Genomic DNA, 24,407 nt, shown 5'->3' on the forward strand with positions numbered 1-24,407 from the left:
GTTTAGAAAGGGCTTTTCCAAATTGCCCACCCACTGCCTCTTTTTTCGGAAAGAGGCAGTTTTTTTGTGTTCCAAATTTATGCCGCCTTGAAAATAAAAATAAAAAAGACCCGATTTGCCTAACAAGTGTAAGTTTTTTCGAATTTCTGCCAAAAAAATTGCGTATCAAGAAGGGAAATCGTATCTTTGTGGCACAGTTTTCTATCTAAAAAGCCAAAAGACGCATCTTTGCCTTTATAGGCTACCCTTGTACCTTTTCGAGGTTGTGATTTGCCACATGACGGCTTTTTAGAAGCAATCTGAACCTTAGAAAAAAAACTTGCTACCACCTTTTTGCTTTACTTCAAAAAAAATAGAGATAAAATGGCGTGGTGCTGCCCCCTAACTTGACAATTACAAGATTAGGTCTTATCTTGTGTAGCGTTTTGGGCGGAAGGTCTGATTTGAGCGTCTTTGCGCCTCTCTTCTCTCGATAAGCCGCTGCCCAAAGTCTTTATCTTTTCACACGCAATCTTGTTGTATCTGAAACGCTATTATTCTTTTATTCTTTCATCTGCTATTCCCTCATCTGTTATTCTCTTTTATACCATTTCCTCTTCGCCTCTTTTTTGCAAGTAGAGAGCCGCTAAAAAGCCCCCAAACTATTGGGATATGTTGCAATTTCTCTATTTGTTTTGGATACAAAGGGCAACTACCTTCTCTTGGTTTCGTCCTTTTATCCCCAATCTTTTTCATTCACAAAAAAGCCAAAACAATATGAACTGGAAAATATGCCTTCTTTTACCTCTCCTAAGCCTTTCCTTTTCGGTGTTTGCGCAAACTGCCTTAGACGACTTTGTAAAAGGTAAGAACCTCCGCAGCCAAAGGCAGTATAAACAAGCCATCGAGCAATTTGACATCGCCATCTCAAAAGATGCCTCCGTTCCCAACTATCATTACGAAAAGGCACTCTGCCACATGATGATGCAGCAGGGCGACCAAGCTATCGCAAGTTTCGAAAAGACGGTTGCTTTGAAACCCGACTATGTAGATGCTCATTCGCGTTTGGCTGTTCTTTACAAAAAAAATAAGCAATACGACCAAGCCATCGTCGCCTACGACAACGCCTACAAGCACGAAACTGATGCCAATAAGCGACTTTCTTACAAGCTCAATATCATCACCATTTTGGCACGCAACCGCAAAATTCAGGAAGCAGGGCAGCATATCGCTGATGCTAAAAAAATTGCGCCCGAAGATTTGCAGGTCTTGTATTTTGATGCTAAATACAATAACACCGTCAATAAGTACGAGGAGGCTAAAAATAGCGCACTCAAAGCCGTAGGCAAACTGACCAGCGACGCACCACAGGACATCGCACGCTATTATTTCGAATTGGGATATGCCTATCACTACTTAGCCAAGTATGACGAAAAAGAAGAAGCCTTCAAAAAAGCACAATGGGGACCTTATGTAAAGCCTATCATCGAGCTTTCGCCCCAGTTCTATCACGCCATTGCCCTTTCTTATTTCAAAATCTATGAAATGGACAAAAGCAAGGAATTGGTAGAAACGGCATTGAAGATGCGCAAAGACTTCCCACAAGCACACGACCTTTTGGTGAAAATTGCCTCCTCTTCTACTGATAAATCTGCCGTTATTGAACACCAAAAAACGGCGATTCAGACCGAACCCAACGCCATCAAACGCGCCTACAAGTTTGCAGACTTAGCAGAATTAGAGCTTGAATCAGGACGCTATGAAGATGCCATCAAGTCGGCAGACGAATGTTTGCAACAGCAGCCTAAAAACTATGCCGTTGTCTTTATCAAAGCCATTGCCCAGCACAAGCTCAAAAATACGGCGCAGTCTATCAAAACCTTAGACGAACTCTTGCAGTTTCCCGGCATCGACCCCGAAACAAAGGCGCAGTACAACTTTGCAATGGGCGTTTTCTTCGAGAAAATCAACGAGAAAGACAAAGCCTTAGAAGCCTACAAACGCGCCGTATATGGCACTTATAAATACGCTTCTTTGCAGCAAATAGACCGCCTCAAGCCCGCAGACCAGCCAGACGAAACAACACCTGACACCAAAGATGCGGTAGGTGAAGAATAGGTCATAGGTCAAGAATAAGCGAGGAATAGGTCAGAAAAAACGCCTTGAACCTCTCCTTATTCCTACCCTTTCACAGTTTTGCTTAGAATTTGAATCTCCAAAACGCTTGCAACTAAATACTGCAAGCGTTTTTTTGTTCGAATTGGCTCGCCGACTTGTTTTTTCGTTTTTTTTCGTATCTTTTGCTTTCAAATTAAAATAGCTCACCTTTTTTATCTCCCTGCCACATGCTGGACGCAAATCTGCCTGCTGCCCCTAAAAATCAACCCAAAGTTTTGAACGCTTGGGCTTCTTTTGATTGGGCAAATTCGGTTTATAATTTGGTGATTACCACTACCATTTTTCCCATTTTCTTCAACCAAGCCTCGCGTGCTGCCTATGGTAGTGACGTAGTTTCCTTTTTTGGCTTTTCGGTAGAAAATACCGTCTTGTACTCTTACGCGCTTTCGGTAGCCTATCTTTTCATTACCTTGCTTTCGCCCTTTCTTTCAGGCATTGCCGATTATGGCGGCAAGAAGAAGTTTTTTATGCAGTTTTTCACCTATTTAGGTGCGTTTTCTTGTATGATTTTGTTTTTCTTCAAAGGTAGCAATGTCGAGCTTGCAATTATTTCAGCCGCCCTTGCCAGCATTGGCTATGCAGGAGGCATGGTCTTTTACAATGCCTTTTTACCAGAAATTGCAACCGAAGACCGCTATGATAGCGTCAGTGCGCGTGGCTTTGCGATGGGCTATATCGGGAGTGTGATTTTGCAAATCGTCAATATTTTAATGGTGGAAAAGCCCGAATGGTTTGGCATAGAAGATGCTGCTATGGGTGCGCGTTATTCCTTTCTGACAGTAGGCGTTTGGTGGCTTGTTTTTTCTCAAATTGCCTTTTTCTACCTACGCGACACGCGCCACACCTTAGAAAGTTTGGGCAGCGTCGCCAAAAGAGGCATAGAAGAACTCAAAGAAGTAGGGCGGCTTATTTTGAAGATGCCACGCCTATTGCGCTTTCTTATCGCCTTTTCTTTCTACAACATGGGCGTGCAAACAGTGATGTTTATGGCTTCGCTTTTTGGTGAGAAAGAGCTACAACTACCTACTTCCGAGCTTATCGGGATTATTTTGGTGATACAATTAGTGGCGGCGATTGGTGCTTTTGTGTTTTCTAAAATTTCGGCACGTTTTGGCAACTTATCCGCCCTTCTGATAATGGTCGTGATGTGGATAGGCATCTGTGTAGCCGCTTATTTTGTGCGCAAAGGCACGTATGATTTCCACATCTTGGCAATATGGGTCGGGCTGATTATGGGGGGCATACAATCCCTTTCGCGCTCTACATTTTCTAAGTATTTACCCGAAGATACGGCAAATACCGCTTCTTTTTTTAGCTTTTTCAACATTGCCGAAAGATTTTCTACCTCCTTGGGCATGCTTGCCTACGGACTCATCGAGCAACTTACAGGCAATATGCGCAACTCCGCTATCGGTTTGATGCTCTTTTTCTTGGTCGGATTGGTCGCTTTGTGGAGCTTGCGAAAGGTAAGCCGCGAGGGAAGTCCGCAATAAGCCTTTTAGCAGACCAAACAATACCAAACGCAAACGCTTCTTTTTCAGACCTTTAATAGCCAGACTTGCTTTTTTTTGAAAAAAAACGGAAAATAAGTTTGGAGGGTTGAAAAAAAAAGCCTACCTTTGTATCGCTTTCTAACGGAAGCAAGCGCACTACACTTGTAACTCTATACTGATTGTTAGCACTTCACAGTTCGACAATTTCGTCAAAACTGGTTCTAACGCATCAGGTTTGACACAAAAGGTTACGTGGCCGAGTGGCTAGGCAAGGCTCTGCAAAAGCCTGTACAGCGGTTCGAATCCGCTCGTAACCTCTTGTTTTCATAAGCATAGATTAAGACACCTGCTTTTTAGTAGGTGTTTTTTTTGTGAAAAATAAAAAAAGTAGGCGAAAGTCCCGTTTTGAGTCTGAAAACCCTTTTTATTTCAATTTCACTACATTGTAGCGTGAAGCTCCAGCTTCGCGCGTTTGATTGCAGCAAAGTAATATTAAGTTCTGTGGAAAATCTTACATTTTAAATTTTAAACAAAATAAGATTTGGCAAAAGTCCCGTTTTGAGTCAAGGCAATACCTTGTCCCTACATTTTCCTTTTTTTTAGCATTTAACTTAACATCATTGGAATTTGGGTGGGTTGCGTTTCAGACTTTTGCAACAAAGCCAAACGCAACCCCTTTGATACCACAAAACTTATTTAGAAAGGCTATTTTATCGTACCTAAAAAATTACTTTCCAAATCGCCTTTTTCGCACGCCATACCAAATCAGACCAAAGCAAAGAATGACAATTAGGGGCAAAACTAAGTTGAAGGTCTGCCAAAAAAGTTGGTCATCTTGCACCTGAAAGGGGTCTAATTGGCGAATGACAATTTCTTTTGAGCGTGCTGCAATGATACCTTCGGCATCAAGCATATAGGCTAAAACATTGAGCAGCAAATCTTTATGACTATAAGTCTGTCCGCTAATGGGTTCATAGCCCAAAGGCAACGGATTGCCCGTTTTCTTATCCATTTCGCTCAATAGGACATCGCCGTCGGCACAAATAAAGACCTTTCCGTATTGCCCCTTTTCTATAAAATCGTCCTTCGAAAAAGGCTCTGGTGGGAAACGCCCTGCAAAAGCAGAGTTAAAATTGCCCTCTAAAAGGTAAGCGAGCGGCAGATGAGGCGTTTGGTATAATTCAGGGACAAGGTCGGATTTTAGCTCTTCGAGCGAAATAAGGGTAGGAGCGCGTTTGATACGACTGTATTCGGAAGAAAAAATAAGGGGCGTTTTTTGGATAGGGGCAGCCGTTCGGACGGTATCCAAACTGCCTGCAAAGCGCAAATAAACCGCTCCTAAATTTTTAGTAATTGGGTGGTCTTCAAATTTGTTCGCGACAACGTAATAAGGGAAAGGCACGCGCTGCAAGTTGGGGCGGTTTCCGATATTTCCTACATTGACCACAATATTGCCCGATTGCACATCTTGTACCATGTCCTGATTGAGGCGCACGCCATAGCGGAAGACCATCTCCAAAAGTTTTAAATCATAAGCAAAAGCATACGTACCTTCGAGGGCAATGCTATCGAGGTTCATCTGGATTTGGTCTATAAAAAGGAGCAGATTTCCGCCCTGCATCAGGTATTGGTCTAAAAGGTAGGTTTCCTTTTCAGAAAAGGCTTTTTTGGGCTGCGCCAAGATAATGGCATCATACTCTTGTAGGGCAGCCTTCTGTTCGAAACGGCTTAGATTGAGCCTTTCTACGGCATAAAATTCGGATAGACTGCGCTCGGCATCAATCATCTGGGTAGGGCTAAGTTCGTCGTGTCCTTCGATAATGCCTATGAGTTGCTTCTGTTTTTGGCTCATCTTTTTGATGGCAGCCATCAATTCATATTCCAAATTTTCTATGGACTGATTGAGCTGCTCCTGCGGACTTGCATTTTGATTGCCCTTTAAAAGTAATACGCCTGTTTCTTTGTTTTTGTAGGAAAGAATGGCACCGGGAAAGATGATTTTCTGTATTTTCTTGCCGTCTTGGGTATCGAAAAGGTTGGTAGGGGGAACGCCTCTACGCGCTAAATCGCTATAAAATTGATTTTTATCGTCGGGCGCAATGCTTTCGGGGTCTATAAAGCGAAATTGTATCTTGCTGCCTGCATGGGTTTTAAATTCTTCTAAGGTTTCTTTCAAGTTTTTTTGCAGCCTTTTGAAAGAGGCATTTAGGTCGCCTTCCAAATAAACATCAATATAAACAGGCTCTTCCAAGTTTTCCAAAATCTGAATAGAAGCCTGACTAAGGGTATAGCGTTTCTCCTGCGTGAGGTCTATTCTAAAAAAATAACGCTGCGCCGCTAAGTTTAGCAAAATCAAAACCAAAATCAGAACCAAAATTTCTAAAAAGGCTTCCCATTTCAGTTTTTGAGAGAGTTGCATAAGGCTTTTTTTTAGGGTCGTTTGAAAGTTTTTGATAGTGGGCGATAGCAAGCCCTATCCAAGCAAAGTTTTTTTGTAGGAAAACGGCTTGTTGTCTATTTTCGAAACACAAAGATAAGCAAACATAGAACACCCTGCACTCTTTGAAACTCACTTTTGCGGCGGCAAATTTGAGGCAGAGGGCAGGGTGCTTATTAAAGACAAGGGAAAGGCTTAGTTTTCCCAAAGGTTGCTTTCGTACTCGATTTGCTTGTATTCGTACTGCTCACTTCCGATAAGCGAACGCTGTGTATCGCCGTCGTTCATGTCGATAATCATTTCGTCGTCTAAGTTATCGTACTTGATGATTTTGCCTGTAAAGAGGCGCAAGTCGAAGGCTTCTTCGAGGTTTCTATGATGTGCGTTGTTGTTGGTATTGTACCAGATGGCTTTTGGGTTGTCGCGGAAAAGGTTAGAAACCAATTCTTTGTAGCTAAAGAAAGCCAAAGGTTTTTCCATACCTGTCTTGGTGTCGAGTTCGGCAGGAATCCAGAAACCGATAGACTGAATGTCGTGAATCATGCGCGAGCGTTTTTTATCAAAAAGCAAATCTTCGCGGATTTCCATGATAGAAATTTGCTGTGGCATAAATTCTGCCGCTTCGGGAGCTGCCGAGCCACCGCCGCCATCGCCGCCGCCCCAATCGCCGCCGCTACCCCAGTCGTCGCCGCCGCCGCCGCCGCCCCAACCGAGGTCGTCTGCGCCGAAGCCCATCGCGATTTCTTCTTCGGTAAGTTCGGGTCCGTCAGAAGGGATTTTGAGCTTTTCTAAGAAGGTTTCTGTAGACATGCGCGTGGTGAGCGAATCGTTTTCGTAAGGTCTGATGATGCCCATTTTGGCAGCTTCAAAGATTACCTTCGTAATTTCGTTGGCGCGAGCGAAGAAAGGCTTGTTTTGCTTTTCTTTGAGCAAGACTTTAAACCAGAGGGTCTTTTTATACATAATCTGCGACTCGTGAATCGGGCGCAAAGAGTTGTGATTATAGCCGTCGTTGGCAAACTCCATGCCGTATTCCTGCGCCTGCACCGATAAGGCTATCAGCGAAAAAAAGGCAATAGAAAAGAGATGCAAGAGGTTTTTTTTCATAATCTCTTAGGATTTATTAGATTGGAATTGAGAAGTTTCGTTTTCCTTCCAGGCGAAAGGAAAGCGTTATGGTATTGATGCCTTTTAGGGCAAAGTTCCACATTTTTTTTCAGTTTTTTTAGATTTCTTTCAAGCGTATCTCTATGTTCTGTTAGTTGCCATCAATTGGGGCTTATCTTATACGGATTCAGACCACTATTAGCAGATGGCGATTGGTAGAGCGCAACTTGCAAGCAAAAGCAAAGCCTTTGCAAAAGTAACGTTTTTGTTCTAATCAAATTGTTTGAAGGTGAAAAAAAGTGAAAGGGCAGTAAGCATGCAATAAGATAGTAGGGCAATTTTAATCGCTAAACGCTTGATTTTGAAACCATAGGCATAAGTAAGCGGCGCGGCAGTAGAAAGAAACTGTGCGCTTGCGCGAAAAAAATATTGGGGAAGTCTGTGAAAAGGGTTATATTGCCTCCAAATTGGGAAAGGGCTGTCTTCTACCCTTTACAAAAACGGTGCTTTCCCCTGATTTTAGACTATGCAAGCGACTACATCACGACAGGTAATCAAATATACTGCTTTCTTAGGGGCTTTTCTGGGCTGGTGTTTGCTCGTCGGCTATGAAACCTTAGAGATTTATTATTGGACAAACGGACAGAGTGAAAAAGGGCTTCCTTTTTTTTTAAAGGGACTTTTTCTCAATCTCTTTATCTTAGGTGCTTGGCTCTTTACCCACAAATCGGATACGCAACAAGCCCATGACGAAGATTTCTACGGGCGGATTCATAAGACCTTTGCGATTACGACCTTTTGTGGCATTTTTTCGCTTATCCTACGTGGCATGCTCTGGATGACGAGCCGCTTTTGGCTCGAACACATTTTTCTCTACAATGTGCTATATCACCTCGACTTGGCACTTTTTAGCATCTTCCTAATTACTATGTTTTTCAAATGGCGGCACATGATTTTATACAAATCAAACCGCCTCAATCGCCGTATTTGGCGCGGCTTTTATACGCTGCTGCTTATTTCTACGGTGATGCACTTGGCGCGTCCGCAGCAAGTACCGCCGCTATTGAGCCTTCTGCTTTTGGTGGTCTTAATTATCGGTTTTTTGCCCTTAGTGGTCAATCTCAAATGGATAGCCATTCTTAGCTACCAACACAAACTCAATAGTTTGGCTTATCTGGGTATTACGCTGCTGATACAATCTTATTTTGTCTATGAAATTCTTTCCTACCAACAAATTGGCACAGACCGCATAGAGGAAGTTTCTACCCTCATCACCAACTTAGAACGCAGCGTCTTTTTTATCGGACTCTATCTCTTTACGGCTCTTTATGGCTTATCTGCCTTTTTTGCCATTCTTTTTAATTTGCCCACTGCTTCGGTCTTTGAAAAAAAGATGGGCGAATTAGACAAGGTACAACAACTTTCCGCCGCCATTTCAGGGGGCGACAACGAACAGCAAATCTATCGCCTGCTCCTCAATAGTGCGCAACAAATTTTGGGTACAGATGCCGCTTGGATAGAAGTAGAAGACCAAGAAGACAAGCTCATTCTGCACAATATTTCATACGAAAAAGCCCTCCGCTACCAAAGAGGCTTAGAACTTAAAAACCTGCACAGCCAAGACGACCCCTTCAAAGCGCGAAAGTTTCAAGCCAAACAGCTTTTCGAAACGCCCACAACACAAATGGAATATCATTCCTTGCTCTCCATTCCACTTGAAAATCAGCGGCAGCGTTTGGGTACGCTCGTCCTGCTCAAAAGACAAGAAAATGCTTTCGATGGTTTGGCTTTGGCTACCCTGCACCCTTTTGTTTCGCAGGCAAGTGTTACGCTCCACAATTTCAAACTCTTGGCAGAGGCAGTAAAGGTACAACAGTATAAAAATGAGCTTGAATTGGCGCGAAAGGTAAAAAACAGACTCCTGCCCAAACGCTTAGAACAAAATGAAGCCTTCGACATCTTTGCCCTTACAGGCTCTTCGAGCGAAGTAGGCGGCGATTATTACGACTTTTATCAGGTCAATCCTACAAAATACGTCGTCATGATTGCAGACGTGGCAGGGCATGGCACTTCGGTAGCCTTCTACGTGGCACAGGTAAAAGGCGTATTTCAGAGTTTGGTGCAAATGGACTTAGCCCCCGACTTATTTATGGAATATGCCAATATCGCCCTTTCCAGCTGCTTAGAGCGCGGCATCTTTGTTTCGGCTACCTATCTGACCATCGATACCGAAAAAAAATCTATCTATCAGGCGCGAGCAGGACACTGCCCTACCATTTTCTACAAAAATTTAGACTACCAGACCGAACTTTGGGAGGGAAAGGGCTTAGGTTTGAATATTCTCAAAAGCAACCTATACAATCAGCATATAGAAACTACCTACCACGAATTTGAAGAAGAGGACATCTTACTGCTTTATACTGATGGCATCATAGAGGCGCGAAACCCCGTTTCGGGTGAAGAATACGGCACAGAACGCCTGCGCGAAGTCCTGACCGATAGCGTGCATTGTTCGGCTTTGCAGCAAATCGCTGAAACAATTTTAGCCAACGTCAATGACTTTACCGATGATGTAGATTTTAAAGACGATTACACGCTTTTGCTCATCCGCTTTTTCTAAAAAAAACGCCCACAGAGGACATTCTGAACCCATAAGCCGCCGATTTGCTGACGTTTGTCATTTTTTGCTTTGCCCAAATAAGGCTAACTTTGCAGCCACAAAATCTTGCGCAAATCTGGACGAGGATTTTATGCTTGTAATTTTGTTATCGTTTTAAGTTTTTTATAACTTTCTAACCACTTAGTAGAACCTAAGAACGGAATTTTTATGAACACAACCCCTAATCTTTCGCCCTCACTCGAAAGTGAGCCGCTGCCCTATCGCGTCTTGCTCTACTACTGTTTCACCCCCATCGAAGACCCCACTGCGCTACGCAACGAGCAACATGCCCTCTGCATCGAACTCAATTTGCGCGGCAGGATTATCGTCGCTTCCGAAGGACTCAACGGAACGGTATCAGGTACGATTGCCGACTGTGAAGCCTACATGGAGCGCGTAAGCCAAGACCCACGTTTTAAGGGCATCGATTTTAAAATTGAAGGTGCGCAAGGGCATACCTTCCGAAAAATCAACGTGCGCGTCAAAGAGGAAATCGTCCATGCGGGATTGCCTCATTTGAAGCCCTACCAAAAAACAGGCAAGCATCTGACCCCTGCCGAATTTAAGAGTCTGATGCAAAACGACCCCAACGTCGTTGTGGTAGATATGCGCTCGAACTACGAACACAATTTAGGCAAATTTAAAAATGCCCTCACCTTCGACATGGAAAATTTCAGGGAGCTGCCAGAACACCTCGCCGAAATTGAACACCTAAAAGATAAAAAAATCCTGACCTACTGCACAGGCGGAATCAAATGCGAAAAAGCAACCGCCCTGCTGCTCGAAGCAGGCTTCCAAGACGTGTATCAACTTCATGGCGGCATCATCAAATACGGGGCAGAAGCAGGTGGCGAAGACTTTGAAGGCAAGTGTTACGTCTTCGACGGGCGGGTAGCCGTAGATGTCAATCAGGTAAATCCTACCATTCTGACCGAATGTTATGTCTGTGGTACAAAATCGGATAACATGGTGAATTGTGCCAATCCTACCTGCAACCGACATACCGTTATTTGTCAGACTTGTCTGGAAAATCTTGACGGCGGCTGCTCGATAGAATGTAAGACGCACCCCGAAAAACGCCCCTATGATGGCAGCGGCAAATATGAGCGCGTTTCAAATGGCTATAATCCAGAGATAGGATTTAGGCAGCAGGCTCGCGAATTGCGAAAAAGCAAGGAAGAAACACATTAAATTAAACTTTTTTTGTAGGGACAAGGCATTGTCTTGTCCCTATCTTTACTTCTAATTTTTAGAACTTAGCACCAATAAGTTTTAAGTCGTATAATTTTAGGCGACAATTCGCCACGCTATACCGCCGCTTCTACTTCCAAATCCTTCTCTACCTTTAAGTTATCGATAATAAAACGCTGACGGTCGGTCGTATTTTTACCCATGTAGTAAGCAAGCAAATCCTGAATAGAGGTATTTTTGCTCAAAATAATGGGTTGTAGGCGCATGTCCTCGCCAATAAAACGCCCAAACTCGTCGGGTGAAATTTCGCCTAACCCTTTGAAGCGGGTAATCTCGTAGCCCTTGCCAAGTTTGCGCATCGCTTTCTGCTTTTCTTCTTCCGAATAGCAATAAATGGTATCTTTTTTATTGCGTACCCTAAAAAGTGGCGTTTCTAAGATATAAACGTGTCCTTTTTTGACTAAATCGGGGAAAAAGTGTAAGAAAAAAGTCATCAGCAGCAAACGAATGTGCATGCCATCTACGTCGGCATCAGTAGCGATAACGACGCGGTGGTAACGTAAATTTTCAATTCCCTCCTCGATATTGAGGGCATGCTGCAAAAGGTTGAACTCCTCGTTTTCATACACTACCTTTTTGGTCAGGTTGAAGCAATTAAGCGGCTTTCCACGCAAACTAAAAACGGCTTGCGTTTGCACATCACGCGCTTTGGTAAGACTACCACTTGCCGAATCGCCCTCGGTGATAAAAATAGTAGTTCGTTTTCTGATAATTTCGTCGCCCTTTTCGTCGTTGGCATGTACCCTACAATCACGCAACTTTTTGTTGTGAAGGTTCGCTTTTTTGGCGCGTTCATTGGCTATTTTTTTGATACCTGCCATGTCCTTGCGCTCGCGTTCCGACTGCATGATGCGTTTGAGCAGAGCCTCCGCCACTTGCGGATTTTTGTGTAGGTAGTTATCTAATTCTGTTTTTAAAAAGTCATTGATAAAGCTACGCACCGTTGGGCTATTGGGGTCGGGTGCGATATGGGTAGAGCCTAATTTGGTCTTGGTTTGCGATTCGAAGACAGGCTCCTGCACTTTCAAAGAAACCGCCGCCACAATGGACTGTCGGATGTCGGCAGCCTCGAAATTTTTGCCATAAAAATCGCGCACCGTCTTGACTACCGCCTCGCGAAACGCCGCCAAATGCGTGCCGCCCTGTGTGGTATATTGCCCATTGACGAAAGAATAATAATCCTCGCCATACTCGTCGTTGTGGCTCAAAGCCACTTCGATATCCTGACTTTTGAGATGAATGATAGGGTAGCGCAATTTTTCTTCATCTACCTTTCGGAGCAATAAATCATAAAGCCCTCGCTCGGAAACATACTTTTGCCCATTGTAAATCAGGGCAAGCCCTGCATTCAAAAAGGCATAGTTCCAAAGTTGCTCCTCTAAAAATTCGGGGATAAAGCGATAATTTTTAAAAATGCTATTATCAGGCTCGAAAATGACAAGCGTACCATTTTTTTCATTGGTAGCGGCAAGGGGCTGCTCCTCGCGCAATTCGCCCTTTTCAAAGATGGCTACTTTGGTCTGCCCCTCCCGAAAAGATTGCACACGAAAATAAGTAGAGAGCGCATTGACCGCCTTTGTACCCACGCCGTTGAGTCCGACGGCTTTTTTAAAGGCTTCGGAGTCGTATTTTGCCCCTGTATTGATTTTCGAAACGCAGTCGATGACTTTGCCCAAGGGAATCCCCCTGCCATAGTCGCGCACCGTAACGCGGTGTTTTTCAATCTGGATTTCGATTTTTTTGCCGTTGCCCATCACAAATTCATCGATGGAGTTGTCTAAAATTTCCTTGACCAAGACATAGATGCCGTCGTCGGCAGCCGAGCCATCGCCTAACTTACCGATATACATGCCGGGACGCAAACGGATATGTTCGCGCCAATCGAGCGAGCGTATGCTATCTTCGTCATAAGAAACGCCTTGATTGGGCGCAAGAGGCTGATTTTCTGCCATATTTTTCAGTTTTTTTTCAGATTTTTTTCAGATTCGGGGGAGATGCGGTAAAAACCAAAGCAAGTTCGCATTTTTTGGGCAGAAAAACAATTTCTGGTCGGGGGCAGCCCCAAAAATGTCAAAAAAAATAGCAAGTGCAAGATTTTATTGCGCAAACAAAGGATTTTAAGACTCTGCCTTGTCTGCTATCTTTAAAAAAACTTAAAATCATATTTGGGCAATCCCTATTTTCTTGCTAAATTGCCCTACCTTTTCCTGATTTTCAGACTTGTCCTGATTTTCAGATTTGGTGGGTACTACTTTTAGGGTTGGCAATATGAGGATTGTAAAGAAAAGGAAAAGAACGAGTTTGAGCAGTTTTTGTTGGGTTTGGTTACTCCTTTTGGGGCTTGGCTGCACTTTTCAAAAGGCGGCATGGGCGCAGCAGCCCAATTTGAGTGAGAAATTTGTCGCAGAATTGGCAGAGCAAGAGGTACGCATTTACAGTAAGAGTTGGCGCGTTTTATTAGATTCCTTAGAAAAAGGTACATCAGAAACGCGACACCTTTATCTACAAAAATTTGAAAATCTGACCCAAAAAAAAGACCTAAATCCTTCTTTGAAGAAAAAAATTGCCTTTTATTTTTTTATCTATGAAGCGCGAAAAAAGCTATTGCAGGATACCGCTGTGGTCGGTTTATTGGTGGAAGCCAAAGAGCGATTGCACACGATAGAAAGTGCAGGCGAAGCGGCAACAGAGGTTTATGGCTTGTATGAAAGAGGGACTTTGTACGCGCTTTTAGGCAATATTTTAGTGAAAATGTTGAAAGAAGAAGAAGCCATTACTTATTATTTGCAAGCGGCAGAAATGTACCAGCAGGCAGGTTGTTTGTATGAATTAGCCTATCAGTATGATGAAATTGGTACGATTTATTGGCGCATCAAAGATTGGCAGAGGGCTGCCTATTACTTTGAAAAAGAGCTACTTATCGCCGAAAACATCAAAGACCTTTGGCTTACTATGCATGCGCACCTCAATTTTGGACTTGCCAAAGAAAGACAAGGCGCACATCAAATTGCACTTCAACATTTTCATATTGGATTAGAATATGCACAAAAAAGGAAAGATTCGGCTGCCATCGGACTCTTGGTAGGCAATATTGGGGCTGTGTATATCAAAGAAAAAGAATATGAAAAAGCCAAAACTTTTTTAGAGCAAGATTATCTCCTAAGCCGCCGCTTTGGAGAGGTCAAGAGTGCCATCAATGCCCTCAATGCCTTAGTGGAAATTGCTATCATAGAAGGCGATTGGAAGCGTGCCGAACTTTTGGGCGATAGTGCCTTAGTATTGGCAGAAAAGTATGCCGAATTAGAAGTTTCGCGTGCAATCGCTTATAAAAACTTACATCTGCTTTATGCGCAACAAAAAAACTTCGAGAAAGCCTACCACTACCTTCTCATGCACGATAGTTTGTATGAAAATCGCCTCAAAAATCAGAACCACGCCAAGATATACAACGCCGAAGCCGCCTATAATTTGGGCAAAAAAACCACAGAAAACGAACTTTTAAAGGAAAAAAATCAGAATAAAATTATCGTTATTGTCTGTATTTTGATAGGCGCAGCCCTGCTTTTTTTCTTGGCTTATATCCTGCATAAAAGCAACAGCGAAAAAGCACAACTTAATGCGATTTTATTACAAAAAACAAAAGAAATAGAGCTTCAAAATAATGCTTTAATAGAAAAAAATGCAGAAATTTTAAGCCAAAACGAAGAAGTAGAGCTTCTAAACGAACAACTTTCTATCCTCAACAACAACTTAGAACAGACCATTTATGAGCGAACACAGGAATTAGAAAAAACAGTAGGCAAACTTTCGCAAACGCAAAACGAACTCGAAACCTTTATGTATAATGCCGCCCACGACTTGCGTGCGCCTATCCTGCGGATTTTGGGCTTGGTGCGTATCGGGCGCATGGAATTGCAAACGGCAACAGGGGAAAACCTGCCCGAACCCTATTTTTTGTCGCATTTCGAGGAAACTGCCCACCATTTGGATAGGCTCATTCGCAAACTTATCGCCATACACGAAATTCTGACCGCCGAGCCGCACCACGAACCGCTCGAAGCCAAAACCCTGATGGAGGCATTGGCGCATTTTTACGAAAAAAATCCGCTCAAATCGCCCTACATTCAGTTTGCGCTTCACGACTACACCTACCGCCCTTTTTTGGCAGACGAAAAACTTTTGCTCATGGCACTTTTTGCACTATTAGAAAATGCCCTACTTTTTAGAAGCACGCACCACCAGACCCAAGTGACGCTCAACCTCAAACAAGATAAGACTGCTACCTATTTTGAAGTATCGAGCAATGGCGCAACGATAGAAACCGCGCTACACGAAAAGATTTTTGAGATGTTTTTTAGAGGCTCACTCGAACACAAAAACGGACATGGCTTGGGGCTTTATATGGTAAAAAAAATTGCCGAACAATTAGGTGCGACCATCAGCCTACAAGTGCAGGGTCAGAAAAACATCTTCCTTTTCACCCTCTTAGAAAAAGAGCGCGAGGAAAGCCTAAGATAATCATTTAAAGATAATTTTTTGAAGACGGCACTCTTAAAAAAGCCTAAAAGCAAATAAACTTTGCTTTCAAACGCCCCTGCCATGACTTTTTTCGCAAAAAAAATCGTATCTTGCCCCTACAAAGCGAAAAGCTATTTGGTTATGACTTCCTAACTTCAAACTCTTTATTAAAATGATTTCAACTGCTCCTTCTCTTGAAATAGAGATTACCCCCACTGCGTCTTCGCGTCTGCCACACGTTAATTTTCAGGAATTAGGGTTCGGAAAAATCTTTTCCGACCACATGTTGGTAGCCGAATATAAACAAGGGGCATGGCAGAAACCACAAATCCTGCCTTATGGAAATATTCCCATGAGTCCTGCTATGGCAACTTTGCACTATGCACAGGCAATATTTGAAGGTTTGAAATGTTTTTACAATAAAGAAGGCGAATTGGTTGTCTTTCGCCCCGAAGAAAACTACAACCGTCTGATACGCTCTTCCGAGCGCATGTGTATCCCCACACTGCCAAAGGAAATTTTTATGCAGGGCATGCACGAACTTATCAAATTGGATAGAGATTGGGTGCCACAAGAGGCAGGCGGCTCTCTCTACATTCGTCCTTTTATCTTTGCCTCTGAAGCCTTTTTGGGAGTACGCCCTGCCGAGGAGTACAAGTTTATCATCATTACCTCGCCTGTAGGTGCGTATTATTCCGAACCCGTCAAAGTAAAAATTGAAGATTATTACACACGCGCCGCTTCTGGAGGCGTAGGCAATGCCAAAACGTCGGGCAATTATGCCGCTTCGCTCTACCCTGCACAGATGGCACGCAAAGATGGCTACCACCAACTTGTTTGGACAGATGCCAAAAAGCACGAATTTATAGAGGAGTCGGGAACGATGAACATTATGTTTGTCATAAACGACACCCTTATCACGCCTCCTGTGGGCGATTCTATCTTAGATGGTATCACGCGCAAAAGTTTGCTTGTCTTGGCGCAAGATTTGGGTATCAAAGTAGAAGAACGCCCGATTTCGGTAGCAGAAATTATGACCGCCCTTGAAAACAACCAACTTCAAGAGGTCTTTGGCGTAGGAACGGCTGCCGTCATCTCTCAAATTGTATTGATGCACTACAACGGCAAAGATTACCACCTGCCTGCCCTTGAAACGCGCAAAATAAGTGCTGCACTTTTGGCGCAGTTGCAGGGTATCCGCACAGGCGAACTGCCCGATACGCACCATTGGCTTTACAAGATTTAAACCCCATTTAAAAGCCTTTCAAACGCTTTTGCAAGGTTTTGAAAAATGAGGATAAAAACGATACAACCCAAGACTAACAGTTCGCTATGAACTGTTAGTTTTATTTTTTGTAAGTTTTTTTGAAAATAGTGGGAATAAAATTGCGAAAAAATAAAACGCTATCCCTGTTCTTCGTCTAAATCTGCCAAACACTGACCCAATTCAGCTACCAAATCGCCGTAAATTTTTTTAATGTACCATTTGAAGAAAAAACCAAAAAGCACCACCAAAGGCGAAATAATGGCAATATAAATAAGCCAAAATTTGACTTCAAAGAGTAAATCTGCCTCTTTGACCACAAAAAGCAGGGGCAAAAAAAAGGAAAGCAGCACAAAGCCCATGCCACTATAAAAGTAAAGACGCAGATATTGCTTCATAGCCCTGATACTTTGGCTAAGGATACTACGCAGGTCTTTGTCGGGCAAAATTTTAAACTGACGAAGTTGATAGTATTTGATTACATAAAGTGCAATAAAAAAGAAAGTAATAAAAGAAATTAACTCTATTTCATAGGGAATTTGCTCGAAAAAGTGGCGTTTCCAAAAAATAAATCCCAAGAAAACGAAACTGGCAAAGGCTTCCAATATCAAATTGCGCTTAAACTTATCTAAAAGGCTGCTCGCCTTTCCACTAAGCATGCGACGGATTTCAGCCTCTGCTAAGGGCGGCGTAGAAGAAGTCTGATTTTGCCAAATCTCTTTGAAGTCGTCCAGATTCATAAAAGGGAAAACGGGGTAAGAAGGGTGGATAAGGGTCGGCTTTTAATCTTGTTGTTGTTCAACACTTGTTTTAAGTTTTTTCTTGATACGGTTGATTTTTACCCCTACGTTTGTCTTGGAAATACCAATAATTTCGGCGATTTCATCATAGCTTTTGTCTTCTAAATACAACATAATAATCGCACGTTCTACCTTAGAGAGCAGTCGAATAGCGGCATAGAGTATTGCCAATCGCTCCTCGCGCTCTTTCTCGGAGGTGTCTTCAGCAATTTGTAGGGTCTGTTCGGAAAGTGGGGTATCCGAAATTTGTCGTTTGCTCTTGCGTAACCTTGCAATGGCGGTATTAAGCGCAATGCGGTACATCCAAGTTGTGATTTTGGCTTCAGCACGAAAGGAGGGGAAAGAACGCCAAAGTTGGAGGGTTATCTCCTGAAAGAGGTCGCGGCGGTCTTCTTCTTCTTCACAATAAAGACGACAAATTTTGTGAATAATACCCTGATTATTTTGGATAAGTTCGATAAACTTCTGTTCCAAGGGCGTATCAAGTAGAGAGGCTTTGAAAAGATAAGTAGGGCAAAGATGCTAAAAATTACAAGCAAGACAAAAAAGCCTGCCTTAAAAAAGAAAAAACTTAGCAAGACGAAAAGGCTTACTAAGTTTTCAGTTTTCAGAGAAGTGTGAATATCCAAAAAGACTACACGCGGATTTCTACGTCTACGCCGCTTGGCAATTCAAGTTTCATCAAAGCATCTACCGTCTTGGGGCTATTCGAGTGAATATCGATAAGACGCTTGTAGGTAGCTAATTGAAACTGCTCACGCGATTTTTTATTCACGTGTGGTGAGCGAAGGACAGTATAGTATTCCTTTTTTGTAGGAAGTGGAATAGGACCACTGATAACTGCGCCCGCTGCTTTTACCGCCTTTACGATTTTTTCGGCAGACTTATCGACCAAATTGTGGTCGTAAGATTTCAATTTGATGCGGATTTTTTGATTCATAATGTATCGGAAAATGGCAAAATCGCTTCTGCCCAAATGAGAGGACTACTTTGTAAGAAAGAGATTAGACAAAGAGAAGTTGAGAAACGGGGTTTCCCAACTTTTCTTTTATTTTTGACTTTGAAAGCCTATTCTTTCGAGTGGGCTTCAAATAGACTTAGGCAGTCGCGCCTTTCATAGCCTTGACAACATCATTGGCGATATTAGAAGGCACTTCTGAATAGTGCGAGAAAGTAAGCGTAGCTGCACCGCGTCCAGAGGTGATAGTACGCAAAGAAGTTACATAACCAAAGAGTTCAGAAAGTGGCACGTCTGCTTTGATAACGACCCCTGTTCCTTTGATTTGCTGTCCTTTTGGCATACCACGACGGCGGTTCAAGTCGCCGATAACAGCACCTGTAAATTCGTCAGGGCAAACTACCTCTACGTCCATGATAGGTTCGAGGAGTTTCGGATTTGCCTTTCTACCTGCTTCTTTGAAGCCATTGCGAGCTGCTAATTCAAAAGAAAGCGCGTCAGAGTCAACAGAGTGGAAAGAACCAAAGAATAAGCGAATACGCGTACCCAAGACAGGGAAGCCCGCCAAAACGCCTTGTTTGAGAGCCTCTTCAAAGCCTTTCTTGATGGCAGGGATAAATTCTTTTGGAATAACACCACCTTTGATTTCATCAACGAACTCTAAGTAGCCTTCGCGTGCGTTGGCAGTATCCGAAACGGGGCTTAATTCAAACTGAATGTCAGCAAATTTACCTTTACCACCTGTTTGCTTCTTGTAAGTTTCACGGTGTTCTACCGAACCAGTGAAGGCTTCTTTGTAAGCAACCTGCGGTGCGCCTTGGTTGATTTCTACCTTAAATTCGCGCTTCAAACGGTCGATGATAATCTCCAAGTGAAGTTCGCCCATACCGCGCAAGATGGTTTGTCCTGTTTCTTGGTCAGTATTGACGCGAAGGGTAGGGTCTTCTTCTACCAATTTAGCAATCGCCATGCCGAGTTTGTCTTGGTCGGCTTGCTTCTTAGGCTCGATGGCGTAGCCGATAACAGGCTCAGGGAACACCATTTCTTCTAAGATAAGCGGATTGTTTTCCAAAGTAAGGGTATCACCTGTCTTGATGTCTTTAAAACCAACACCTGCACAGATGTCGCCTGCTTCTACTCTTTCGATAGGATTTTGGCGATTGGCGTGCATTTGCATAAGGCGCGAGATACGCTCCTTTTTGCCTGTACGGTTATTGAGGATATAAGAACCACCATCAAGCGCACCCGAATAAACGCGAATAAAGCAAAGACGACCTACATAAGGGTCTGTTGCAATCTTGAACGCCAAAGCGGTGAAAGGGTCTTCTACCGTAGGGCGGCGCGTTTCCTCTGCACCTGAATCAGGGTTTGTACCCTTTACAGGAGGAAGGTCTAATGGAGAAGGTAAGAAAGAGCAAACGCCATCTAATACCGCCTGTACGCCTTTGTTTTTGAAGGCACTTCCGCAGAAGATGGGGAAAATTTGCATCTCTACCGTAGCCTTGCGGACGGCAGCACGCACTTCTTCGGGCGTGATAGAAGCAGGGTCATCAGCAAACTTCATAAAGAGTTCTTCGTCTGTAACGGCGATTTCCTCTAAAAGATTGTTGCGATACTGTTCGGCTTCTTCTTTCAAATCAGCAGGGATTTCGATGTAATCGAACTTCATACCTTGTGAGGCTTCGTCCCAAATTACGCCCTTCATTTCGATAAGGTCGATAACGCCTTTGAAGCCTTCTTCTGCACCAATAGGAATTTGAAGCGGCACACCGTTAGCTCCTAATTTCTCTTTGATGTCTTTGACCACGTAATAAAAATCCGCACCTGCTCTGTCCATCTTGTTGATGAAGCAAAGACGTGGCACTTTGTACTTATCGGCTTGTCTCCAAACTGTTTCCGACTGCGGCTCTACCCCAGAAACGGCACAAAACAAAGCGACAGCTCCGTCGAGTACGCGCAAAGAACGCTCTACCTCTACGGTAAAGTCTACGTGTCCGGGGGTGTCAATCAAATTGATTTGATAAGAGTTGGTTTGTCCTTCGATGGCTTCACCTTGGGTGTCGGTAGGATAATTCCAGTTGGTAGTAGTAGCAGCAGAGGTAATGGTAATGCCTCGCTCCTGCTCTTGCTCCATCCAGTCCATAGTAGCGGCACCATCGTGTACTTCACCAATTTTGTGAGTCAGACCAGTGTAGTAGAGAATGCGCTCACTCGTTGTGGTTTTTCCCGCATCGATGTGCGCCATGATGCCGATGTTCCTGCGGTATTTAAGGTCTTTCTTTGACATTGTTGTAGAGAAGATAAATAAAATGAAAGAGCTAAGGGGGAAGCCCATAGCGATTTGGATAGCCAAACGGCTTTCCTATCAACCGCTATTTGCTTCCATAAATTCCCTTGGTAGGTTTCGTTGAGAAAAAGAATATTAGAAGCGGAAATGCGAGAAGGCTTTGTTTGCCTCTGCCATACGGTGCGTATCGTCTTTTTTCTTCACCGCCGCGCCTTCACCTTTTGAAGCGGCAATGATTTCATTTGCCAACTTATCCATCATAGTACGCTCGTTACGACGGCGTGCATACAAGATAAGCCATTTCATAGCCAAAGACTGCTTGCGTTCGGGACGCACTTCGGTAGGCACTTGGAAGTTAGCTCCCCCTACGCGACGGCTCTTTACCTCTACGGCAGGCGTAACGTTTGCTAAGGCTTTTTTGAAGATTTCCAAACCGCTGATGGTAGGGTCGTCTTTGCGAAGTTTTTCCTCGGCACGCTCTAAGGCACTATAAAAAATAGAGTAGGCAATACTCTTTTTGCCTGATTCCATCAAATTGTTGACGAATTTGGTAACGACCATGTCGCCAAATTTTGGGTCGGGAAGGATTTCCCTCTTTTTTGGTTTTCTCTTTCTCATTATTGATAGAGCTTAAAAGAATTCAATTGAAATGAAGATTTTAAGTTCGGCTGCTGACTGCATAGCCTTAGCCTGTCTATAAACCTGTTTGGGAACAAGTAAATTTGCATCTGTTTGAAACCCAAACGATTTAACAGGCAAAATTGTGGTCAAGATAAGCGATAAGACAAAAGGCGCGATATAGCGGCTTAGGCTTACTTCTTCTTACCTTTTGCGGGTGCGCCTTTGCCTTTTGCGGCAGGTGCTGCGCCCGGCTTAGGACGTTTTGTACCGTATTTAGAGCGTGATTGCTTACGACCTTCTACACCAGAAGTATCCAAAGCACCGCGCACGATGTGATAGCGCACACCGGGAAGGTCTTTCACACGACCGCCACGAATCAAGACGATAGAGTGTTCCTGCAAATTGTGTCCTTCGCCGGGGATATAGGCGATAACTTCGGTTTGATTGGTAAGGCGCACTTTGGCAACTTTACGCATCGCCGAATTTGGCTTCTTAGGCGTAGTGGTATAAACCTTCGTGCAAACGCCGCGTCTTTGCGGGCAGCTATCCAAAGCAGGCGATTTTGATTTCTTGATAATCTCGACGCGCCCTTTACGAACTAACTGTTGAATAGTAGGCATTGAACAAACAATTTTGAGCTAATAAAACGCTTTTAGAAAGCGAAGAAAAGGTAGTCAGCAACGGTATTTCTAATGAGAAAGATGCAAAGAAAGTGCGTAGGAAGGCGGCTTATTCTCTTTAAAAAGCAAAGCGAGGACGAGCTTTCAGAGATTTTGAGCGGCGTTTTTCAAAATGACACCACGCTTTCATACCTGATTTTGAGCCAGATACGGGATAGAATCCATAAGTCCACACTGCCCCTTACACGATTTTTCTATCTTACCCAATTTTTTAGAGTTGCAAAGTTAGAGAAACAAGCGCAGTTTCCAAAATTTTTTCTGCTTTTTTTTTCAAAATGGCTACCGCCTTTCGGATTTTAAGGCTTGAAAATTAGGGAGTTGATAAAAGGTGGTCTATTGCGCCCCAAAGTGGTAGGTAAAGCGGCTCTATAAAAAGTTGGGACTTAAAAAAAGGTTGCTCTTTTTGATAAGTATGAAGGCGTTTTTTGTTTTTCTGATATGAATAAGCTACATTAGCAAGTCTATCGCAGAGTTTGACAAAGGTTGCGCCTTCTGTTTGGCGAATCCCTGCATAATAGCCAACGCCAGCACGCTCGGAGCGCGTTCTGCCCTTTTCTTGCGTCAGGGCGTAGGTAATTTGAGCCACTTGCTCGCCACATTGCGCCGCAATATCGCCATAAGTCTGCCTACAATCTTCTATCAAGTCGTGCGTCCAGGCAGCACATAAGACGCTACCTTGCAACTGCCTTTCCACCATATCAAGGCACTGAAAGGCATACTCAAAGACCATCAAGAGGTGAAATTCATACGGCTCTTCGCCATAGAAATGTTGCGTCTGACGGTGAGAAAGAACGGCATATCGAGCGGCAGCCAAGACCTGCTCACGCTCTAAGGCAGTAGCCTGCCAATTTTCTATGTGTCTTTCTAAGATAGAAAACGTTTGCATCAAAGTTAAAATTTAAACACTACATTTGGATACTAAATTTAAAAACGAACTTCTCTCCCTGCTCGGCTTCAAACAAAAAGACGCGCCTCTGGTTTTTAAATTGCCCTTCTTTGCCCTTTTTCCCTTTTGCGAATGACTCATTTTTCATACCTCCAAAAAATCGGCACTGCCGCCGCCCCCTTTGCCGTTTCACAAAATAAGATTTGCGAATTTATGGTGCATTATTTAGCTCAAAATGAAGCCGAAAAGCGCAAAATTCGCCTCTTTTATACAGCCACACGCATCGAAAAACGTCATTCGGTTGTTCCCGATTTTGGTTTTTTTGGAGAAGATACGGCTTCTGATTTAGAACTTTTCAAAGAAATTACACAAAATTCTGCACACTCCAGAAGCGAACCCTCTACCGCTTTACGCCTACAAATTTACAAAGAAAAAGCACACGATTTGGCACAAGAGGCGATAAAAGATGCCGTAGGTAAAGATTTTGATTTTCAGACCATTACGCACCTTATTACCGTTTCCTGCACAGGCTTTTATGCCCCAAGTTGGGATATAGAGTTGGTAGAAAGCCTCGCTTTGAAGCCCGAAGTGGAGCGCACGCATATCGGTTTTATGGGTTGTTATGCTGCCTTCAATGCCCTTAAAATTGCAGATTATATCGTCAGGGCAAACCCTATGGCGCAGGTCTTGGTCGTCAATCTCGAACTTTGCACCCTGCACCTACAAAGAAGCCTTGATGACGAACAACTTTTGGCGGGTGCAATTTTTGCAGATGGCGCAAGTGCCATGCTCATTGGCGCAAAGCCACTACCTAATAGTCTGAAAATCAAGCAATTTTATAGCGAATTTATACCCGCAGGCAAAACTGAAATGGGTTGGCATATCGGCGATACAGGCTTCGAAATGCAACTTAGTTCGCAGGTTGCGCCGCTTATTGCAGAAAATATCACTACAATTTTAGAAAAATCGCCTTTTGCCCAAACCGCTTTTGATGAATATGCTATCCACCCAGGCGGCAAAAAAATTTTAGCAGTGGTAGAAAAAGGGCTACACATTTCGAACCAACAAAACCGTTTTGCACATCAAATTTGGCAGCAATACGGCAATATGTCTTCGGCTACGATTGTCTTTGTGTGGAAAATGTTTTTAGAAAATTATCAAAATCATACCGAAAATATAAACCTACTTAGTATGGGTTTCGGACCGGGACTAACCGTAGAGATGGCAGCAATGGAGCGCATTGTCTAACTTTGAAATAATTTTCATAGTTATTTCTAATCATTTTTTCT

General features: G+C 43.4%; 17 protein-coding genes and 1 tRNA gene. 8 read left to right on the forward strand and 10 right to left on the reverse strand.

The window, feature by feature from the left end:
• Positions 1 to 651: 651 nt before the first annotated feature.
• From G500_RS0112340 to G500_RS0112360, 3 genes are all read left to right on the forward strand, one after another.
• Positions 652 to 2,097, forward strand: a complete 1,446-nt coding sequence (locus G500_RS0112340) for a tetratricopeptide repeat protein (protein ID WP_027002778.1) — start codon at positions 652 to 654, stop codon at positions 2,095 to 2,097.
• Positions 2,098 to 2,324: 227 nt separating this feature from the next.
• A complete protein-coding gene (locus G500_RS0112350) occupies positions 2,325 to 3,650 on the forward strand; it encodes an MFS transporter (RefSeq protein ID WP_035757350.1) in 1,326 nt (441 codons plus the stop codon).
• Between the two features lie 246 nt (positions 3,651 to 3,896).
• Positions 3,897 to 3,967: transfer RNA gene (locus tag G500_RS0112360), tRNA-Cys, on the forward strand.
• 410 nt (positions 3,968 to 4,377) lie between these two features.
• Here G500_RS0112360 and gldG read toward each other — a convergent pair.
• Positions 4,378 to 6,069 (reverse strand): gliding motility-associated ABC transporter substrate-binding protein GldG, encoded by a 1,692-nt coding sequence (gene gldG, locus G500_RS0112365; protein WP_051203607.1) that lies wholly within the window; start codon positions 6,067 to 6,069, stop codon positions 4,378 to 4,380.
• A gap of 213 nt (positions 6,070 to 6,282) precedes the next feature.
• On the reverse strand, positions 6,283 to 7,194 hold the full coding sequence (gene porN, locus G500_RS0112370) for a type IX secretion system ring subunit PorN/GldN (protein WP_027002781.1): 912 nt from the start codon (positions 7,192 to 7,194) through the stop codon (positions 6,283 to 6,285).
• Positions 7,195 to 7,720: 526 nt separating this feature from the next.
• Between porN and G500_RS0112375 the strand changes: the two genes are divergently transcribed.
• Both G500_RS0112375 and trhO read left to right on the forward strand, forming a co-directional pair.
• On the forward strand, positions 7,721 to 9,814 hold the full coding sequence (locus tag G500_RS0112375) for a GAF domain-containing SpoIIE family protein phosphatase (protein ID WP_027002782.1): 2,094 nt from the start codon (positions 7,721 to 7,723) through the stop codon (positions 9,812 to 9,814).
• Between the two features lie 207 nt (positions 9,815 to 10,021).
• The gene (trhO, locus tag G500_RS23390; protein ID WP_051203550.1) at positions 10,022 to 11,044 is read left to right on the forward strand and encodes an oxygen-dependent tRNA uridine(34) hydroxylase TrhO; all 1,023 of its coding nucleotides are present in this window, start codon (positions 10,022 to 10,024) and stop codon (positions 11,042 to 11,044) included.
• A gap of 116 nt (positions 11,045 to 11,160) precedes the next feature.
• Here the strand turns inward: trhO and G500_RS0112385 are convergent, their stop codons facing one another.
• Positions 11,161 to 13,056, reverse strand: coding sequence for a DNA topoisomerase IV subunit B (locus G500_RS0112385; RefSeq protein WP_027002783.1), 1,896 nt, complete (start codon positions 13,054 to 13,056; stop codon positions 11,161 to 11,163).
• A 349-nt stretch (positions 13,057 to 13,405) separates the two neighbouring features.
• Between G500_RS0112385 and G500_RS0112400 the strand changes: the two genes are divergently transcribed.
• Together G500_RS0112400 and G500_RS0112405 are read left to right on the forward strand one after the other, a co-directional pair.
• Entirely contained in the window at positions 13,406 to 15,622 is a 2,217-nt protein-coding gene (locus G500_RS0112400) for a sensor histidine kinase (protein ID WP_027002784.1), read from the forward strand.
• 172 nt (positions 15,623 to 15,794) lie between these two features.
• Positions 15,795 to 16,868: a branched-chain amino acid aminotransferase gene (locus G500_RS0112405; RefSeq protein ID WP_027002785.1), complete on the forward strand. Its 1,074-nt coding sequence runs from the start codon at positions 15,795 to 15,797 to the stop codon at positions 16,866 to 16,868.
• Between the two features lie 158 nt (positions 16,869 to 17,026).
• On the opposite strand, the gene G500_RS0112410 is transcribed toward G500_RS0112405, so the two are convergent.
• The 7 genes from G500_RS0112410 to G500_RS0112445 all read right to left on the reverse strand — a co-directional run bounded on the left by G500_RS0112410 (position 17,027) and on the right by G500_RS0112445 (position 23,118).
• The gene (locus tag G500_RS0112410; protein ID WP_027002786.1) at positions 17,027 to 17,626 is read right to left on the reverse strand and encodes a hypothetical protein; all 600 of its coding nucleotides are present in this window, start codon (positions 17,624 to 17,626) and stop codon (positions 17,027 to 17,029) included.
• 42 nt (positions 17,627 to 17,668) lie between these two features.
• On the reverse strand, positions 17,669 to 18,160 hold the full coding sequence (locus G500_RS0112415) for an RNA polymerase sigma factor (protein WP_027002787.1): 492 nt from the start codon (positions 18,158 to 18,160) through the stop codon (positions 17,669 to 17,671).
• Positions 18,161 to 18,320: 160 nt separating this feature from the next.
• Positions 18,321 to 18,626 (reverse strand): 30S ribosomal protein S10, encoded by a 306-nt coding sequence (rpsJ, locus tag G500_RS0112420; RefSeq protein ID WP_027002788.1) that lies wholly within the window; start codon positions 18,624 to 18,626, stop codon positions 18,321 to 18,323.
• Between the two features lie 157 nt (positions 18,627 to 18,783).
• On the reverse strand, positions 18,784 to 20,931 hold the full coding sequence (fusA, locus tag G500_RS0112425) for an elongation factor G (protein ID WP_027002789.1): 2,148 nt from the start codon (positions 20,929 to 20,931) through the stop codon (positions 18,784 to 18,786).
• A 135-nt stretch (positions 20,932 to 21,066) separates the two neighbouring features.
• Positions 21,067 to 21,549 carry a 30S ribosomal protein S7 gene (rpsG, locus tag G500_RS0112430; protein ID WP_027002790.1) on the reverse strand — a complete coding sequence of 161 codons (483 nt, stop codon included), beginning with the start codon at positions 21,547 to 21,549 and terminating at the stop codon, positions 21,067 to 21,069.
• Positions 21,550 to 21,743: 194 nt separating this feature from the next.
• Positions 21,744 to 22,172, reverse strand: coding sequence for a 30S ribosomal protein S12 (gene rpsL / locus G500_RS0112435; protein WP_027002791.1), 429 nt, complete (start codon positions 22,170 to 22,172; stop codon positions 21,744 to 21,746).
• 370 nt (positions 22,173 to 22,542) lie between these two features.
• On the reverse strand, positions 22,543 to 23,118 hold the full coding sequence (locus G500_RS0112445; protein ID WP_051203553.1) for an HD domain-containing protein: 576 nt from the start codon (positions 23,116 to 23,118) through the stop codon (positions 22,543 to 22,545).
• Positions 23,119 to 23,250: 132 nt separating this feature from the next.
• Between G500_RS0112445 and G500_RS0112455 the strand changes: the two genes are divergently transcribed.
• Positions 23,251 to 24,366, forward strand: a complete 1,116-nt coding sequence (locus tag G500_RS0112455) for a type III polyketide synthase (RefSeq protein WP_027002794.1) — start codon at positions 23,251 to 23,253, stop codon at positions 24,364 to 24,366.
• Positions 24,367 to 24,407: the final 41 nt, after the last annotated feature.

This window comes from Hugenholtzia roseola DSM 9546 (assembly GCF_000422585.1).
GTDB classification, from domain to species: Bacteria; Bacteroidota; Bacteroidia; order Cytophagales; family Bernardetiaceae; genus Hugenholtzia; species Hugenholtzia roseola.